This is a genomic window from Allobosea sp. 117 (genome assembly GCF_000702305.1).
Classification (GTDB): Bacteria; Pseudomonadota; Alphaproteobacteria; order Rhizobiales; family Xanthobacteraceae; genus Ancylobacter.
Genome location: NZ_JNLC01000017.1, coordinates 30,205 through 46,299 on the forward strand (window position 1 = coordinate 30,205; position 16,095 = coordinate 46,299).

13 protein-coding genes and 1 tRNA gene are annotated in these 16,095 nt (G+C 67.4%); 9 read left to right on the plus strand and 5 right to left on the minus strand.

Annotated features, from left to right (window positions below):
* Positions 1-55 precede the first annotated feature (55 nt).
* From kdsA to U742_RS0118625, 4 genes are all read right to left on the minus strand, one after another.
* On the minus strand, positions 56-898 hold the full coding sequence (gene kdsA / locus U742_RS0118610; protein WP_029355766.1) for a 3-deoxy-8-phosphooctulonate synthase: 843 nt from the start codon (positions 896-898) through the stop codon (positions 56-58).
* A 33-nt stretch (positions 899-931) separates the two neighbouring features.
* On the minus strand, positions 932-1,825 hold the full coding sequence (locus U742_RS0118615) for a KpsF/GutQ family sugar-phosphate isomerase (RefSeq protein WP_282568334.1): 894 nt from the start codon (positions 1,823-1,825) through the stop codon (positions 932-934).
* A gap of 244 nt (positions 1,826-2,069) precedes the next feature.
* The gene (locus U742_RS0118620) at positions 2,070-3,389 is read right to left on the minus strand and encodes a UDP-glucose dehydrogenase family protein (protein WP_029355770.1); all 1,320 of its coding nucleotides are present in this window, start codon (positions 3,387-3,389) and stop codon (positions 2,070-2,072) included.
* 37 nt (positions 3,390-3,426) lie between these two features.
* Positions 3,427-4,851, minus strand: a complete 1,425-nt coding sequence (locus U742_RS0118625; protein ID WP_029355772.1) for a mannose-1-phosphate guanylyltransferase/mannose-6-phosphate isomerase — start codon at positions 4,849-4,851, stop codon at positions 3,427-3,429.
* A 336-nt stretch (positions 4,852-5,187) separates the two neighbouring features.
* Here U742_RS0118625 and U742_RS0118630 point away from each other — a divergent pair, with 336 nt between their 5' ends.
* Positions 5,188-6,306, plus strand: a complete 1,119-nt coding sequence (locus U742_RS0118630) for an AI-2E family transporter (RefSeq protein ID WP_029355774.1) — start codon at positions 5,188-5,190, stop codon at positions 6,304-6,306.
* Between the two features lie 99 nt (positions 6,307-6,405).
* Positions 6,406-6,482: transfer RNA gene (locus tag U742_RS0118635), tRNA-Asp, on the plus strand.
* A gap of 152 nt (positions 6,483-6,634) precedes the next feature.
* Here the strand turns inward: U742_RS0118635 and U742_RS0118640 are convergent.
* Positions 6,635-8,257: an ABC-F family ATP-binding cassette domain-containing protein gene (locus U742_RS0118640; protein ID WP_029355776.1), complete on the minus strand. Its 1,623-nt coding sequence runs from the start codon at positions 8,255-8,257 to the stop codon at positions 6,635-6,637.
* A 477-nt stretch (positions 8,258-8,734) separates the two neighbouring features.
* On the opposite strand from U742_RS0118640, the gene U742_RS0118645 reads away from it, so the two are divergent.
* The 7 genes from U742_RS0118645 to nuoG are packed head-to-tail and all read left to right on the plus strand — an operon-like array spanning position 8,735 to position 16,094.
* Entirely contained in the window at positions 8,735-9,100 is a 366-nt protein-coding gene (locus U742_RS0118645) for an NADH-quinone oxidoreductase subunit A (protein ID WP_029355778.1), read from the plus strand.
* Positions 9,091-9,681, plus strand: a complete 591-nt coding sequence (locus tag U742_RS0118650) for a NuoB/complex I 20 kDa subunit family protein (protein ID WP_029355780.1) — start codon at positions 9,091-9,093, stop codon at positions 9,679-9,681. The genes U742_RS0118645 and U742_RS0118650 overlap by 10 nt, the downstream gene beginning before the upstream one ends.
* Positions 9,682-9,714: 33 nt before the next feature.
* Positions 9,715-10,329 carry an NADH-quinone oxidoreductase subunit C gene (locus U742_RS0118655; RefSeq protein ID WP_029355782.1) on the plus strand — a complete coding sequence of 205 codons (615 nt, stop codon included), beginning with the start codon at positions 9,715-9,717 and terminating at the stop codon, positions 10,327-10,329.
* Between the two features lie 16 nt (positions 10,330-10,345).
* On the plus strand, positions 10,346-11,545 hold the full coding sequence (locus U742_RS0118660; protein WP_029355784.1) for an NADH-quinone oxidoreductase subunit D: 1,200 nt from the start codon (positions 10,346-10,348) through the stop codon (positions 11,543-11,545).
* Between the two features lie 36 nt (positions 11,546-11,581).
* Positions 11,582-12,688, plus strand: coding sequence for an NADH-quinone oxidoreductase subunit NuoE (nuoE, locus tag U742_RS22255; protein ID WP_029355786.1), 1,107 nt, complete (start codon positions 11,582-11,584; stop codon positions 12,686-12,688).
* Positions 12,689-12,698: 10 nt separating this feature from the next.
* Positions 12,699-14,006 (plus strand): NADH-quinone oxidoreductase subunit NuoF, encoded by a 1,308-nt coding sequence (nuoF, locus tag U742_RS0118670; RefSeq protein WP_029355788.1) that lies wholly within the window; start codon positions 12,699-12,701, stop codon positions 14,004-14,006.
* 9 nt (positions 14,007-14,015) lie between these two features.
* Positions 14,016-16,094, plus strand: coding sequence for an NADH-quinone oxidoreductase subunit NuoG (nuoG, locus tag U742_RS0118675; protein ID WP_029355790.1), 2,079 nt, complete (start codon positions 14,016-14,018; stop codon positions 16,092-16,094).
* The last annotated feature ends 1 nt before the right edge of the window (position 16,095 follow it).

Genomic DNA, 16,095 nt, shown 5'->3' on the forward strand with positions numbered 1-16,095 from the left:
ATGCGGGAGTGTCGGCGCCTTGCGGCGTTTCGTCGGGGCCGGACGGCCCCCCCGCTCAGCCGGCCTTGGCGACGGCGTCGAAGGCCTGCAGCCGCGCCACCAGCGCAGCGAAATCCTTCAGCGGCACCATGTTCGGCCCGTCCGAGGGCGCGTGGTCCGGATCGGGGTGGGTCTCTATGAAGACGCCAGCGACGCCGACCGCCACTGCCGCGCGGGCCAGCACCGGCACGAATTCGCGCTGGCCGCCCGAGGAGGTACCCTGGCCGCCCGGCTGCTGCACAGAGTGGGTGGCGTCGAAGATCACCGGCGCGCCGGTCTTCTCCGCCATGATCGGCAGCGCCCGCATGTCGGTGACCAGCGTATTGTAGCCGAAGGAGACGCCGCGCTCGGTGACCAGCACGTCGGGATTGCCGCTGTCGGTCAGCTTGGCGACCACGTTCGCCATGTCCCATGGCGCGAGGAACTGGCCCTTCTTCACATTGACCACGCGTCCGGTCCGCGCCGCGGCGATCAGCAGGTCGGTCTGGCGGCAGAGGAAGGCGGGGATCTGCAGCACGTCGACCGCCTCGGCGACCGGGGCGCATTGCTCGATCTCGTGCACATCGGTCAGCACCGGCATGCCGTAGGTCTCGCGGATCTCCGCGAAGATCGGCAGGGCAGCCTCGAGGCCGATGCCACGCGCGCCCTTGATCGAGGTGCGGTTGGCCTTGTCGAAGGAGGTCTTGAAGACGACGCCGACGTTGCGCGCCGTCGCGATCTCCTTGATCGCCGCGGCACATTCGAGCGCGTGCTGCCGGCTTTCGAGCTGGCAGGGGCCGGCGATGAGCGCGAGCGGCAGGGCATTGCCGAAGCGCACGCCGCCGACGGTGACGACCGGATTGGCGCCGATTGCGCTCATGTCGAGGCTCCTGAAGAAGACGGGTTGCGCGGCTCAGACCACGCCGGCGCGCAGAACATCATGGATGTGGAGCACGCCTACGGGGGCGCCTTCGCTCACGACGAACAAGACGGTGATCTTGCCGCGGCTCATCATGCCGAGCGCGGCGCTGGCGAGCTCGCCGGGGGCGACCGAGTGCGGCGAGCGGGTCATGACACCGTCCACCGGCTGGCCGAGGAGGTCCGTGCTCATATGCCTGCGCAGGTCACCGTCGGTGACGATCCCGCACAGCCGGCCGGCTGTGTCGACCACGCCACAGCAGCCGAAGCGCTTGCCGGTGATTTCGATGAGCGCCTCGCTCATCGGCGTGCCGATCGCAACCAGGGGTATAGCGTCGCCGTGGTGCATCAGGTCGGAGACCTTCAGGAGCCTGGCGCCGAGCTTGCCCCCCGGGTGGAAGATGTGGAAGTCCGAGGCGGTGAAGCCGCGCCGTTCGAGCAGGGCCACGGCCAGCGCATCGCCGAAGGCGAGCTGCATCAGGGTCGAGGTGGTCGGTGCGAGCCCGTTCGGGCATGCCTCCTCGACGCGGGGCAAGGTCAGCTCGACATCGGCGGCGCGGCTCAGCGAGCTGTCGCCATTCGAGGTGATGGCCAGCAGCGGAACGGCGAAGCGCTTGCAGTAGTGCACGATGTCGCTGAGCTCGGCGGTCTCGCCGGACCAGGAGAGAGCGAGAATCACGTCGTCCGGCGTCACCATGCCGAGGTCGCCATGGCTCGCCTCGCCGGCGTGCATGAACAGGGCAGGGGTGCCGGTGGAGGCGAGCGTTGCGGCGATCTTGCGGCCGATGTGGCCGCTCTTGCCCATGCCGGTGACGATGACGCGGCCGCGCGCCTGCTCGATCAGCGCGATCGCCCGGCCCGTCGCTTCGCCGAGCGGGCCGTCAAGCAGCTCGTCCAGCGCGGCAAGCCCCTTCGCCTCGATCCGAAGCGTCCGGCGCAGGCTCGTCTGGAGCGGATCGACGTCCGCTTGAGGGGTCGAGGTATCGACGGATTTCTGCAGGCTCACCGTGGCCAATCTCGATTCCTTCGCGGGTCAGGCAAACGCAGGATGCGCCGGCTGCCGGTCATTTGTATGGAGCGTCAATAAGGTTCCTGTGCCCCGGATGCAATCCGCACGATCCCGGCGACCCGGCTCACGCGGTAGGCTGGGGACGCCCCACGCTCTCATAGACGAAGCCGTGCGCGGCCATTTCCTGCGGCCGGTAGATATTGCGCAGGTCGACCACCACGGGACGTTTCAGAAGCTCCTTGATGCGCTTGAAATCCAGTGCCCGGAAGGCGTCCCACTCGGTCACGAGGACCAGGGCGTCGGCGCCCTCGGCGCAGTCATAGGCATCCTTCGCATAGGTGACCTCGCCGGGCAGCACCTTGCGCGCCTCCGCCATGCCCTCGGGGTCATAGGCGCGCACGCGGGCGCCTTTGTCGAGCAGCGAATGGACGATGGCGATGGAGGGCGCCTCGCGCATGTCGTCGGTGTTGGGCTTGAAGGTGAGCCCGAGCATCGCCACGGTGGCGCCCTGCACCTCGCCGTTCAGGGCCTGCACCACCTTGCGCGCCATGGCCGACTTTCGCGCGTCGTTGACGCCGACCACGGTCTCGACAAGGCGCAGCGGCGCTCCCGATTCCTGCGCGGTGCGCACCAGAGCCAGCGTGTCCTTCGGAAAGCAGGAACCGCCATAGCCGGGGCCGGCGTGCAGGAACTTGGAGCCGATGCGGTTGTCCAGCCCGATGCCGCGCGCCACGTCCTGCACGTTGGCGCCGACCTTCTCGCACAGATCGGCGATTTCGTTGATGAAGGTGATCTTGGTCGCGAGGAAGGCGTTGGCCGCGTATTTGATGAGCTCGGAGGTGCGCCGGCTGGTGAACAGCAGCGGCGACGCGTTCAGGAACAGCGGCCGGTAGAGCTCCGTCATCACTGCGCGGGCGCGCTCGTCCTCAGTGCCGACGACGATCCGGTCCGGGCGCTTGAAGTCCTGTATCGCCGCGCCCTCCCGCAGGAATTCGGGATTGGAGACCACCGCGATGTCAGCGTCGGGGGCCACCTCGTGCGCGATGCGCTCGACCTGATCGCCGGTGCCGACCGGCACGGTCGACTTCGTCACGATGACGGTGAAGCCGCGGCAGGCCTTGGCGATCTCCCGCGTGGCCGCGTGGACATAGGAGAGGTCCGCGTGGCCGTCGCCGCGCCGCGAGGGCGTGCCGACCGCGATGAACACCGCATCGGCGGCGGCGACGGCGGGGGCGAGCTCGGTCTGGAAGGTGAGCCGCCCCTGCCGCACATTGCGCGCGACGAGGTCGTCGAGGCCGGGCTCGTAGATCGGCATGACGCCCCGCCTGAGCGCGTCGATTTTGGTCTCGTCACGGTCGACGCAGACGACCGAATGGCCGAAATCGGCAAAGCAGGCTCCCGACACGAGGCCGACATAGCCGGTGCCGATCATCGCGACGTGCATGCGTGGTGCCCCGGGAGCGGCCCGCCTTCAGGAGGGCTCAGCTACGGTTGTAGACATCCTCGAAGCGGACGATGTCGTCTTCGCCGAGATAGGAGCCAGTCTGCACCTCGATGAGCTCCAGCGGGATCTTGCCGGGATTGGCAAGCCGGTGGACGCCGCCGAGCGGCAGATAGGTCGACTCGTTCTCCCGCACCTCGAACACCTTGTCGTCCAGAGTCACCTCGGCGGTGCCCTTGACCACGATCCAGTGCTCGGCGCGGTGGTGATGCTTCTGCAGCGACAGGCGTCCGCCCGGCTCGACGACGATCTTCTTCACGTGGAAGCGGTCGCCGCGGCAGATGGTCTGGTAGGTGCCCCAGGGGCGATGCGCCTTGATGTGCTCGGAGGCGGCATTGTGGCGCTCGGATTTCAGCTTGGCGACCAGCGGCTTGACGTCCTGCGCGCGGTTGGACGGCATGACCAGCACCGCGTCCTCGGTCGCCACGATCGACATGCCCTCGAGGCCGATGCCGGCAATCAGCGGGCCTTCGGAGTGCACATAGGAATTCGTGCTGTCGAGCAGCGTGACCGGGCCGCGCGTGACGTTGCCGGCGGCATCGCCGGGCGTGAGGCCGTGCAGGGCGTCCCAGCTACCGATGTCCGACCAGCGGAAATTGCCGGCGACCACGGCGGCGCGGTTGGTCCGCTCCATCACCGCATAGTCGATCGACTTGGCGGGAGAGGCGCCGAACGCCTTGGCGTCGAGGCGGATGAAGCCGAGGTCGTCATTGGCGGTCTCGACCGCTTCGCGCACCGCCGCGACGATCTCCGGCTCGAAGCGCTCGGCCTCCTCGATGAGCAGGGACGCCGGGAACAGGAAGTTGCCGGAGTTCCAGAGATAGCCTTCCTCGACATAGCGGGCGGCGACGGCCGCGTCCGGCTTCTCGACGAAGGCATCGACCGCGTGCGCGCCGGCCTGCTCGAGGGCGGCGCCGGTGCGGATGTAACCGTAGGAGGTGCGCGGCTCGGTCGGGTTGATGCCGAAGGTGACGATATGACCGTCGCTGGCGGTGAGGGCGGCGGTGCGGCAGGCGTCGACGAAGCGGTCGTGATCGAGCACGACGTGATCGGCGGCCAGCGCCAGCACGAGGCAGTTCTCGCCGGCGAGCCGCTGGGCGATCAGCGCCGCGGCGATGAGGGCGGGACCGGAGTCTCGGCGCGCCGGTTCCAGCGCCACGGTGACGTCGATGCCGATCTCGGCGGCCTGACGGCGGGCGAAGAAGCGGAAATCCTCATGCGTCAGCACCAGGGGCGCGGCGAACAGCGAACGATCCGACACCCGCTCCAGCGTCTCCTGGAACAGCGTGCGTTCGCTCGCCAGCGGCTGGAACTGCTTCGGCAGGCTGTCGCGGGAGACCGGCCACAGGCGCGAACCGCTGCCGCCGGCGAGGATGACTGGGACGACCGGGGAAGGACTAAGCATGATACTCTCCGTCTACTCTCCGTCGCCGCACCTTGCCGTCTATTCGGCCAAATCCCGGGGCCGAGAAGGCCCGTACCCTGCGCACGCCGCGGCGCGATAAGCATGCAGGATTTATGCGACCAGGCCAAGACAGCGGCCGGCGAGGCGTTCGAGGGCGCCGAATGCGAGTGTTTGCACTGCACAAAGCTTATCTGCGATGCAATATCAGAGGGCGGGCGGATCGTCGCATGTCGCCGGATGGTTAATTGCGCGCATCGGAACCGCCGACGCTGCCCAGTGTTCTAGCCGGGCAGGAACATGCCACCGCTGCCATCCTGCTCGGCTTCGGGGGACGACATGGATGCGCGATACGATTTGCCGGCCCAGACGCGCTCGACCCTCGGCGTGACGGAGGCGGGATCGCATGCGGAGCATGTCGAGCGGCTCTGGGGGCGCCTCACCCAGATCGCGATCATGGTGATCGCGGTGCTGGCGCTGTGCGCGGCACTCGCCGCGGCGCGGGCGGTGCTGATACCGGTGGTCGCGGCGGTCATCATCGGCAGCGTGATCGGGCCGGGGATCGAGGCCTTGAGCCGGCGGGGCATTCCCACCTGGCTCGCTTCCACCCTCATTGTGCTGCTGCTGGCCAGCCTGTTCTACGGCGTCGCCGCCATGGTCACCGCGCCGCTTTCCGACTGGATCGGCCGGGCGCCGGAAATCGGCAGCGCCATGCGCGAGCGCTTCCGGTCGCTGCAGCCGATTCTCCAGACCGTCTCGTCTTTCGTCGATGCGGTGGAATCCATCGGGCGGCCGGCGAAGGCGCCGCTTCAGGTCGACATCGCCGATTCGACCGTGTTGCAGAGCATGATGAGCGTGGTGACGCCCGCCATCGGTGAATTCGTGCTGTTCTTCGGCTCGCTGCTGTTCTTCCTCGCCGGTCGGGTGCAGATCAAGCGCAAGCTGGTGCAGGCGATGAATCCTCGGCCGATGCGGCTGGCGACCCTGCGCATCTTCCGCGCCATCGAGCAACGCCTCGGCACCTATCTCGTCGTCGCCACCTGCATCAATATCGGCCTCGGCCTCGCGACCATGCTGCTGACCTGGGTGCTCGGAATGCCCAACCCGGTGCTGTGGGGCGTGCTGGCCTGCGTGCTGAACTACATCCCCTATGTCGGGCCGGCGGCGATGACCGTCATATTGGCGGCGGTGGGCCTGATCACCTTCCCGACCATCCTGCACGGCGTGGCGGCGGCGGCGATCTTCGTTCTCATCACCAGCATCGAGGGGCACTTCCTGACGCCGCTGATCGTCGGCCGGCGGGTGTCGCTCAATCCGTTCAGCGTTTTCCTGTCGATGGCGGTGTGGACCTGGCTGTGGGGGCCGGTCGGCACCTTCCTTGCCGTGCCGCTGCTTATCGCCGGCAAGACCCTGGCGGAGGAAGTGCTGGCGTCGCGTCGGCCGCAACTGCCCGGCTGAGGGACAATCCCCTGCAAAGGCACCCGCCGTGCTTGACACCCCCGAAGCCGTGCCTTAACACGCGCCGCACTCGACGCGAGGTCACATGACCCGTCGTTCGGGGGTGTAGCTCAGTTGGTTAGAGCGCCGGCCTGTCACGCCGGAGGTCGCGGGTTCGAGCCCCGTCACTCCCGCCATTTCCAAATGACATCGTTAAAGCTGCCTGCCGCGCGGTTCGTGCGGGAAGGCCCATTCCGTTTTCGTCGCCGCGTGCGCGGCATCGTCATCGAAGATTCGGCGCCGCGGGCAGGGGCGATGTCCTGCCGGGCAAGGTCCGTCGTCCGTCCGGTCAGTTGCGCAGGCCGGGTGCTTCCTGGCCGGTGCGGGCGACATATTCGGTGTAGCCGCCGCCATATTGGTGGACGCCGTCGGGGGTGATCTCCAGCACCCGGTTCGACAGCGCCGCGAGGAAGTGGCGGTCGTGCGAGACGAACAGCATGGTGCCCTCATAGGCCGCCAGCGCGGCGATCAGCATCTCCTTGGTGCCGATGTCGAGATGGTTGGTCGGCTCGTCCAGCACGAGGAAATTCGGCGGATCGTAGAGCATCCTGGCCATCGCCAGCCGGGCCTTCTCGCCGCCGGAAAGCACCCGGCAGCGCTTCTCGACATCGTCGCCGGAGAAGCCGAAGCAGCCGGCGAGCGTGCGCAAGGAGCCCTGTCCGGCCTGCGGGAAGCTATCCTCCAGCGTCTCGAAGACGGTGCGCTCGCCATCCAGCACGTCCATGGCGTGCTGGGCGAAGTAACCCATCTTCACGCTGCCGCCGACGCTGACGGAGCCGGTGTCGGGATCGGTCGCGCCCGCCACCAGCTTCAGCAGCGTCGACTTGCCGGCGCCGTTGACGCCCATCACGCACCAGCGCTCGCGGCGGCGGACGTGGAAGTCGAGCCCTTCATAGATGCGCCGGCTGCCATAGCCCTTGTGCACGGCCTTAAGGCTGACGACGTCCTCGCCCGAGCGCGGCGCCGGGGGGAAATCGAAGGCGACGCTCTGGCGCCGGCGCGGCGGCTCGACGCGCTCGATCTTGTCGAGCTTCTTCACGCGGCTCTGCACCTGCGCGGCGTGGGAGGCGCGCGCCTTGAAGCGCTCGATGAAGGCGATCTCCTTGGCGAGCATCGCCTGCTGGCGCTCGAACTGCGCCTGCTGCTGCTTCTCGTTCAGCGCGCGCTGCTGGGCATAGAACTCGTAGTCGCCGGAATAGGTGGTGAGGGCGCCGCCGTCGATCTCCACCACCTTGGTAACGATGCGGTTCATGAAGGCGCGGTCATGCGAGGTCATCATCAGCGCGCCGTCATAACCTTTAAGGAACTGCTCCAACCAGATGAGGCTCTCGATGTCGAGATGGTTGCTCGGCTCGTCGAGCAGCATGACATCGGGACGCATCAGCAGGATACGGGCGAGCGCAACGCGCATCTTCCAGCCGCCGGACAGCTTGCCGACATCGCCGTCGATCATCTCCTGCGAGAAGCCGAGGCCGGCGAGCACCTCGGCGGCGCGGCCTTCCAGCGCGTAGCCGCCGAGCTCCTCGAAGCGCGCCTGCACCTCGCCATAGCGCTCGATGAGGCTGTCCATATTGTCCGCCTGCTCGGGATCGACGAAGGCGGCTTCGATCTCCTTCAGCTCGGCCGCAACCGCGCTCACCGGGCCAGCGCCGTCCATCACCTCGGCGGCGGCGCTGCGGCCCGACATCTCGCCGACATCCTGGCTGAAATAGCCGATCGTCACGCCGCGATCGATCGACACCTGTCCCTCGTCGGGAGCCTCCTCGCCGGTGATCATGCGGAACAGCGTCGTCTTGCCCGCGCCATTGGGGCCGACAAGGCCGATCTTCTCGCCTTTGAGCAGCGTGGCCGCGGCCTCTATGAAGACGATCTGCTTGCCGTTCTGCTTGCTGATGGAATCGAGACGGATCATGCGCGTGCGAAAACCTGATGGGAGCCCGCGCGGCGCTTAGGCCATTTAAGTGGCGGGGGGAAGAGCGGGAGGTCGGAGCAGGGCCGTCGTTCGGCGCCCTTTGTCGCGCCCGGTGACTACGACGATGCGACGGCGCGCCCGTATCGCTTTTCGGACCGCTGCCGCAATAGTGCGGCACATTGTTCCGTGCCCGCCGGCGGTATCCCGCCCCGCCCCGCGATTTGTTGCATGACGGGTCGGGAGACCCCATATCAGGGCGGCGTCAGGTTGCCGTTGCGGCGGCACGGTTCGGCCATTCCGAAGGCAAAAATGCGCTCGCCGCGCAATTTGTGAATTCTGTATGCCAGACGCTCAGGAAGCCCTTCGGATGCCCTTGCCTCGCATAGTGCGGTGCGTTAAGCCTGCCGTGCTTTGAATTTTTCGCAACTGCGGAATGGCGAAGCAGAAAGCGTACGCTGGCCGCGGAGAATGCTGTCCATGAGCAGCCTGCTTCAGGAATACCTGCCGGTGGTGATCTTCATCGGCGTGTCGGCCGTCATCGGCCTGGCGCTGCTGATCTCGCCGTTCCTTCTGGCCTATAGCCGGCCCGATCCGGAGAAATTGTCGGCCTACGAATGTGGCTTCAATGCGTTCGACGATGCGCGGATGACGTTCGACGTCCGGTTCTATCTGGTGTCGATCCTCTTCATCATCTTCGACCTCGAAGTCGCCTTCCTGTTTCCCTGGGCGATCACCTTCGGGGAACTCGGCGCGTTCGGCTTCTGGTCGATGATGGTGTTCCTCGCGGTTCTGACCGTTGGTTTCGTGTATGAGTGGAAGAAGGGAGCGCTCGAATGGGATTGAGCGCCACTGACCCCGCCGCCGGCCCGCTGGTCGCTCCTGCGGCCCGGGGGATCATCGATCCGAATACCGGCAAGCCGGTGGGTGCGAACGATCCGTTCTTTCTCGAGGTGAACGACGAGCTCGCCGACAAGGGCTTCCTCGTCACCGCGACCGACGAGCTCATCAACTGGGCCCGCACCGGCTCGCTGATGTGGATGACGTTCGGCCTCGCCTGCTGCGCCGTGGAGATGATGCAGACCTCCATGCCGCGCTACGATGTGGAGCGCTTCGGCTTCGCGCCCCGCGCGTCGCCGCGCCAGTCGGACGTGATGATCGTCGCCGGCACGCTGACCAACAAGATGGCTCCCGCGCTCCGCAAGGTCTACGACCAGATGCCGGAGCCGCGCTACGTCATCTCCATGGGTAGCTGCGCCAATGGCGGCGGCTATTACCACTACTCCTATTCCGTGGTGCGCGGCTGCGACCGGATCGTTCCGGTCGACATCTACGTGCCGGGCTGTCCGCCGACGGCGGAGGCCCTGCTCTATGGCGTGCTGCTGCTGCAGAAGAAGATTCGCCGCACCGGCACGATCGAGCGCTGAGCGACGGGACGACGAGGGACGCGCGAGAGCGAGATGGACGAGACCCTGAAGGAACTTGGCGCGCACGTCGCGGATTCCCTGACCGGCGCGGTCGAGGCGGTGAACATCGCCTATGGCGAGCTCACCGTGACCGCGGCCGCCTCCGAGATCCTCAAGGTTCTCTCTTTCCTGCGCGACGACCCGTCCTGCCGGTTCGTCAGCTTCATCGACGTATGCGGGGTCGACTACCCCAAGCGCGAGAAGCGCTTCGATGTGGTCTACCACCTGCTCTCGCCGACGCTGAACGCGCGCATCCGGATCAAGGTGGAGACCGACGAGACGACGCCCGTTGCATCGGCGACCGGCGTGTTTCCCGGCGCGCTGTGGTTCGAGCGCGAGGCCTATGACCTCTACGGCATCCTGTTCTCCGGCCATCCGGAGCTGCGCCGGCTGCTGACCGACTACGGCTTCGACGGCTATCCGCTGCGCAAGGATTTCCCGACCACGGGCTTCGTCGAGGTGCGCTATGACGACGAACGCAAGCGGGTGGTCTATGAACCGGTGAAGCTCAATCAGGAGTTCCGCAACTTCGACTTCCTGTCGCCGTGGGAGGGGCCGGACTACGTGCTCCCGGGCGACGAGAAGGCAACCGCCCCGAAGGCGGGCTGAGGCGGAGGCGAGAATCATGAACGCGCCGGCGAAAATCGACCACAGCGTCCGCAACTTCCAGATCAACTTCGGGCCGCAACATCCTGCGGCACATGGCGTTTTGCGCCTTGTGCTGGAGCTGGATGGCGAGGTGGTCGAGCGCGTCGATCCGCATATCGGCCTGCTGCATCGCGGCACCGAGAAGCTGATCGAGACCAAGACCTACCTACAGGCGATGCCCTATTTCGACCGGCTCGACTATGTCGCGCCGATGAATCAGGAGCATGCCTTCTGCCTCGGCGTCGAGCGGCTGCTCGATATCGAGGTGCCGAAGCGCGGCCAGCTCATCCGCGTGCTCTATTCCGAGATCGGCCGCATCCTCTCGCACATGCTCAATGTGACGACGCAGGCGCTCGACGTCGGTGCGCTGACCCCGCCGCTGTGGGGCTTCGAGGAGCGCGAGAAGCTCATGGTGTTCTATGAGCGCGCCTCCGGCTCGCGCATGCACGCGGCCTATTTCCGGCCCGGCGGCGTGCACCAGGACCTGCCGACCAAGCTGGTCGAGGACATTCTGGCCTGGACGCATACCTTCCCGGCCTTCATGGACGACCTCGAAGGGCTGCTCACCGACAACCGCATCTTCAAGCAGCGCAATGTCGACATCGGCATCGTGTCGCTGGCCGACGCCTTCGCCTGGGGTTTCTCGGGGGTGATGGTGCGCGGCTCCGGCGCGGCGTGGGACCTGCGCCGCGCGCAGCCCTACGAGTGCTATTCCGAGATGGAATTCAGCATTCCGGTCGGCAAGAACTGCGACAATTACGACCGCTATTGCATCCGCATGGAAGAGATGCGGCAGTCCGCCCACATCATGCGCCAGTGCTGCGAGCGCCTGCTGAAGGAGCCGGGCCCGGTCTCTGCGGTCGACAACAAGATCGTGCCGCCCAAGCGCGGCGAGATGAAGCGCTCGATGGAAGCGCTCATCCACCATTTCAAGCTCTATACCGAGGGCTTCCACGTGCCGGCCGGCGAGGTCTACGCCGCGGTCGAGGCCCCGAAGGGCGAGTTCGGCGTCTATCTCGTCGCCGACGGCACCAACAAGCCCTATCGCTGCAAGATCCGCGCGCCCGGCTTCGCGCATCTGCAGGCGATGGATTTCCTTTGCCGCGGCTACATGCTCGCGGACATCTCAGCGATCCTCGGATCGCTGGACATCGTGTTCGGAGAAGTGGACCGCTGAGCCTTTGGCCAGGCGGTTCGATCGGAAGGGTTCGGCATGTCCGTCCGCAGGCTAGCGCCGCAGGAGGTTCAGCCCGAGGGCTTCGCCTTCACGGCGGAGAATCTCGACTGGGCCAGGAAGACGATCGAGAAGTATCCGCCCGGCCGGCAGGCCAGCGCGGTCATTCCGCTGCTGATGCGCGCGCAGGAGCAGGCCGGCGGCTGGGTTTCCGAGCCGGCGATGCGTTATGTCGGCGAGATGCTGGATATGGCGCCGATCCGCGTCTACGAGATCGCGACCTTCTATACGCAGTTCCAGCTCCAGCCGGTCGGCCGCAAGGCGCATATCCAGGTCTGCGGCACCACGCCCTGCATGCTCAAGGGCGCCGAGGACCTCATCAAGGTCTGCAAGAAGCATATCCATCCCGAGCCTTTCCATCTCTCCGCCGACGGCGATCTCTCCTGGGAGGAGGTCGAGTGCGCCGGCGCCTGCGTGAACGCGCCGATGGTGCAAGTGGTGAAGGACGTCTACGAGGACCTCACGCCGGAGGACCTCGAGGCGATCATCGAGGCCTATGCGCGCGGCGAGAAGCCGGCGCCGGGCCCGCGCAACGGGCGCCGTTCGTCCGAACCGATCACCGGCCTTCGCGTGCTGACCTCGCCCGATCTCTATGACGGCTCGATGGTGGGGCAGGGCGCCGGCCTCGCCGCCGCCCGCGAGGCGATCGCCGCCCGCGCGGCCGGCAACGCGCAGCCCAAGCCGCCGGAGCCCGCTCCGGTCGCCGCGCCGCCGCCCCCGCCCAAGAGCGACCCCGCGCCCGCCAAGCCGCCGGTCGCCGAGGCGGTGAAGGCCGCCGGCGACGCCGATTCGGAGAAGGTGCCGGACAGCTTCAAGCCGGAGGTGCTGACCGCCGCGCGCGACGGCAAGCCGGACGACCTCACGCTCATCTGGGGCGTCGGCGAGAAGCTGGAACAGGTTCTGCATGGTCTCGGCATCTATCACTTCGCGCAGATCGCGGGGTGGACCGAGGAAAACCTGAAGTGGGTCGACCAGAACCTCGAAGGTTTCCGCGGCCGCGCCTCGCGCGACAAGTGGATCGAGCAGGCGGCCAAGCTTGCGACCGGCTGGCGTCCGTCGGACCCCGACGGCGAGAAGCCGAACTGAGGAGCGGGCGATGCTTGCCGACAAGGACCGCATCTTCACCAATATCTACGGCTACCACGACTGGGGCCTGCAGGGCGCGCTGAAGCGCGGCTCATGGGACGGCACCAAGACGTTCCTCGACGCCGGGCGCGACTTCATCATCGATCATATGAAGGCCTCCGGCCTGCGCGGGCGCGGCGGCGCCGGCTTCCCGACCGGGCTGAAGTGGTCCTTCATGCCCAAGCAGTCGGATGGCCGGCCGCATTATCTCGTGGTGAACGCCGACGAGTCCGAGCCTGGCACCTGCAAGGACCGCGAGATCCTGCGCCACGATCCGCACCATCTCGTCGAGGGATGCCTGATCGCCGGCTTCGCCATGGGCGCGCATGCCGCCTACATCTATGTGCGCGGCGAGTTCATCGTCGAGCGCGAGCACCTGCAGGCGGCGGTCGACCAGGCCTATGAGGCGAAGCTCATCGGCAAGAACAATGTCCATGGCTGGGACTTTGACATCTATGTCCACCATGGTGCCGGCGCCTATATCTGCGGCGAGGAGACCGCGCTGCTCGAGAGCCTCGAGGGCAAGAAGGGCCAGCCGCGCCTGAAGCCGCCTTTCCCGGCGAATGTCGGCCTCTATGGCTGCCCGACCACCGTCAACAACGTCGAATCCATCGCGGTGGCGCCGACCATCCTGCGACGCGGTGCGGCGTGGTTCGCCGGCATCGGCCGGCCGAACAATGTCGGCACCAAGCTGTTCGGCATTTCCGGCCATGTGAACACGCCCTGCATCGTCGAGGAGGCGATGGGCATCCCGTTCAAGGAGCTTATCGAGAAGCACGGCGGCGGCGTGCGCGGCGGCTGGGACAACCTGCTCGCCATCATCCCCGGCGGCGCCTCCTGTCCGATCATTCCGGCCGAGCAGTGCGAAGAGCTGATCATGGACTTCGACGGCACCCGCGCGGTGAAGTCGAGCCTCGGCACCGCCGGTGTGCTGGTGATGGACAAGTCCACCGACGTCATCAAGGCGATCGCCCGCATCTCCTATTTCTTCCGGCACGAGAGCTGCGGCCAGTGCACGCCCTGCCGCGAGGGCACGGGCTGGATGTGGCGCGTCATGGATCGCATGGTCGCGGGGCGTGCGCAGAAGCGCGAGATCGACCTTCTCCTGCAGGTCACCACGCAGGTCGAGGGTCACACCATCTGCGCGCTCGGCGACGCGGCGGCCTGGCCGATCCAGGGCCTGATCCGGCATTTCCGCCCGGAGATCGAGAAGCGCATCGATCAGTACGCAGCGAACCCGCATTCCGACGCCGTTCCTGTTCCTGTCGCGGCGGAGTGAGAGAGCATCATGGCCAAACTCATCGTCGACGACATCGAGGTCGAGGTACCGCCGGAGTACACGCTCCTGCAGGCCTGCGAGGCCGCGGGCGCCGAGATCCCGCGCTTCTGCTTCCATGAGCGGCTCTCCATCGCCGGCAATTGCCGCATGTGCCTCGTCGAGGTGAAGGGCGGGCCGCCCAAGCCGCAGGCGAGCTGCGCGATGAATGTGCGCGACCTGCGCCCCGGCCCGAACGGCGAGCCGCCTGTCGTGCTCACCAAGAGCCCGATGGTGAAGAAGGCGCGCGAAGGGGTGATGGAGTTCCTGCTCATCAACCACCCGCTGGATTGCCCGATCTGCGACCAGGGCGGCGAGTGCGACCTGCAGGACCAGGCGATGGCCTATGGCGTCGACACGTCGCGTTATGCCGAGAACAAGCGCGCGGTCGAGGACAAGTATATCGGCCCGCTGGTGAAGACCTCGATGACGCGCTGCATCCAGTGCACGCGCTGCGTCCGCTTCACCACCGAGGTCGCCGGCGTCGCCGAGCTCGGCGCCATCGGCCGCGGCGAGGACATGGAGATCACCACCTATCTCGAGGCGGCGCTGACCTCCGAGCTGCAGGGCAACGTGGTCGATCTCTGTCCGGTCGGCGCGCTCACGCAGCGCCCCTATGCTTTCCATGCCCGCCCGTGGGAGCTGGTGAAGACCGAATCCATCGACGTGATGGACGCGGTCGGCTCCAACATCCGCGTCGACACGCGCGGCCGCGAGGTGATGCGCATCCTGCCGCGTCTGCATGAGGACGTGAACGAGGAGTGGATCTCCGACAAGACCCGCTACATCTGGGATGGGCTGAAGACCCAGCGGCTCGACCGCCCCTATGTGCGGCTCGACGGCCGGCTGCGCCCGGCGAGCTGGCCGGAAGCCTTCGCCACCATCGCCGCGAAGCTGCAGGGCGTCGCGCCCAACCGCATCGGCGCGTTGGTCGGCGATCTCGCCTCCGTCGAGGAGGTGTTCGCGCTCAAGGACCTGATCACCCGCCTCGGCTCGTCCAACATCGACAGCCGGCAGGACGGGGCGGCGCTCGATCCCGCGCTCGGCCGCGCGTCCTATCTCTTCAATCCGGGCATCGCGGGAATCGAGGCGGCGGACGCTCTGCTGATCATCGGCGCCAATCCGCGCCGCGAGGCCTCGGTGCTCAACGCCCGCATCCGCAAGCGCTGGCTGCGCGGCGGCTTCCCGGTCGCGCTGATCGGCGAGCAGGTCGATCTCACCTACCCCTATGACTATCTCGGCGCCGGGCCGGAGACGCTGGCCGAGCTGGTCGGCAACGGCACCTTCGCCGAGACGCTGAAGAAGGCCGAGCGCCCGCTGATCCTGATCGGGCAGGGCGCCATCACGCGGCCGGACGGCGCCGCCGTGCTCTCGCTCGCCGCGCGCGTGGCGGTGGCGGTCGGCGCGGTGAAGGAAGGCTGGAACGGCTTCGGCGTGCTGCATAGTGCCGCCGCCCGGGTCGGCGCGCTCGATGTCGGCGCGGTGCCGGGCGAGGGGGCGCTCGATGCCGCGGCGCTGACGGCGCCGGGCGGGGCCGATGTCCTGTTCGCGCTCGGCGCGGACGAGGTCGAGATCGCTCCCGGCGCCTTCGTGGTCTATATCGGCACCCATGGTGACCGCGGCGCGCACCGCGCCGACGTCATCCTGCCGGGCGCCGCCTATACCGAGAAGTCAGGCACCTATGTGAACACCGAGGGGAGGGCGCAGCTTGCCAACCGCGCGGCGTTCCCGCCCGGCGAGGCGCGCGAGGACTGGGCGGTGCTGCGCGCGCTGTCCGACGTGCTCGGCAAGCGGCTGCCCTATGACTCGCTGGCCCAGCTCAGGGCGGCGCTCTATGCGCAGTTCCCGCATCTCGCCCGCCTCGACCATGTCGCTCCGGCCGATCCGGCCGGCGTCGTGGCCCTCGCCGAGCGCGGCGGCACGCCCGACCGGGCGCCGTTCCATCCGGCGGTGACCGAGTTCTACCTGACCAATCCGATCGCCCGCGCCTCGGCCGTGATGGCCGAATGCGCCGCGCTCGCCCACGGCCGCCTGGCCGTCGCCGCCGAGTGAG

Coding starts and splice junctions, on each gene's coding strand:
- U742_RS0118660 (WP_029355784.1), top strand. CDS start 10,346: ATGAACGCGCCGGCGAAAATCGACCACAGCGTCCGCAACTTCCAGATC.
- kdsA (WP_029355766.1), bottom strand. CDS start 898: ATGAGCGCAATCGGCGCCAATCCGGTCGTCACCGTCGGCGGCGTGCGC.
- U742_RS0118650 (WP_029355780.1), top strand. CDS start 9,091: ATGGGATTGAGCGCCACTGACCCCGCCGCCGGCCCGCTGGTCGCTCCT.
- nuoG (WP_029355790.1), top strand. CDS start 14,016: ATGGCCAAACTCATCGTCGACGACATCGAGGTCGAGGTACCGCCGGAG.
- U742_RS0118620 (WP_029355770.1), bottom strand. CDS start 3,389: ATGCACGTCGCGATGATCGGCACCGGCTATGTCGGCCTCGTGTCGGGA.
- U742_RS0118640 (WP_029355776.1), bottom strand. CDS start 8,257: ATGATCCGTCTCGATTCCATCAGCAAGCAGAACGGCAAGCAGATCGTC.
- U742_RS0118655 (WP_029355782.1), top strand. CDS start 9,715: ATGGACGAGACCCTGAAGGAACTTGGCGCGCACGTCGCGGATTCCCTG.
- U742_RS0118625 (WP_029355772.1), bottom strand. CDS start 4,851: ATGCTTAGTCCTTCCCCGGTCGTCCCAGTCATCCTCGCCGGCGGCAGC.
- U742_RS0118645 (WP_029355778.1), top strand. CDS start 8,735: ATGAGCAGCCTGCTTCAGGAATACCTGCCGGTGGTGATCTTCATCGGC.
- nuoF (WP_029355788.1), top strand. CDS start 12,699: ATGCTTGCCGACAAGGACCGCATCTTCACCAATATCTACGGCTACCAC.
- nuoE (WP_029355786.1), top strand. CDS start 11,582: ATGTCCGTCCGCAGGCTAGCGCCGCAGGAGGTTCAGCCCGAGGGCTTC.
- U742_RS0118630 (WP_029355774.1), top strand. CDS start 5,188: ATGGATGCGCGATACGATTTGCCGGCCCAGACGCGCTCGACCCTCGGC.